This is a genomic window from Oleiphilus sp. HI0117, assembly GCF_001635235.1.
Genome location: NZ_LWGA01000518.1, coordinates 1 through 547, shown reverse-complemented (window position 1 = coordinate 547; position 547 = coordinate 1). Strand labels below are relative to the sequence as shown.

General features: G+C 45.9%; 1 protein-coding gene. It reads left to right on the top strand.

Translation table 11 applies throughout. The features are described from left to right. The coding region (gene gspL / locus A3757_RS05805) for a type II secretion system protein GspL (protein ID WP_231878230.1) at positions 1–517 on the top strand (517 nt) is incomplete at its 5' end. Positions 518–547: the final 30 nt, after the last annotated feature.

Here is a 547-nt window from a genome sequence, read left to right as displayed (position 1 = left end):
TGTGATTGCTCGTCAGTCTAGCGGGTCCTGGCATCGCTGGAGAGCTGTTGCAGCACTTGCTGGACTTGGGTTTTTACTGCAATTCGGCGTGTTTATTGGCCAGGGTATGTACTTTGAAGGGCAGGCTGATTCCGCTGGCCAAAGCGCATTAACAGCCTACCAAAAAATAGTACCCAACTCGAAACGGACAACACTTGGCAAATTGCCGCGTATTATCAAGGGTAAGCTTAACCAGCAGCGCCAGGGCGGTAGTAGTGTCGATGTCGGTTTTCTCCATTTATTAGGAGAGGCGGGGTATCAGTTTGATCGAAGCAAATTTAAAGGCCAGCTTCAATTTAAAAGCATTAACTATAATCAGCAGCGTGCTGAGTTAGTCTTAGAAATGCAGGCTCAAAGCTTTGATCAGTTAGAGAGTTTAAAAAATGCCATCGTTAGTGCTGGCCTAACGGCGAAGATCAGTTCCGCTGTTCAAGAAAAAGAATATTTTCGCGGCCGTATTAGTGTCGGCGGTGCTTAGTTTAGGTAGTTAAGAGAGATATTGAGATGT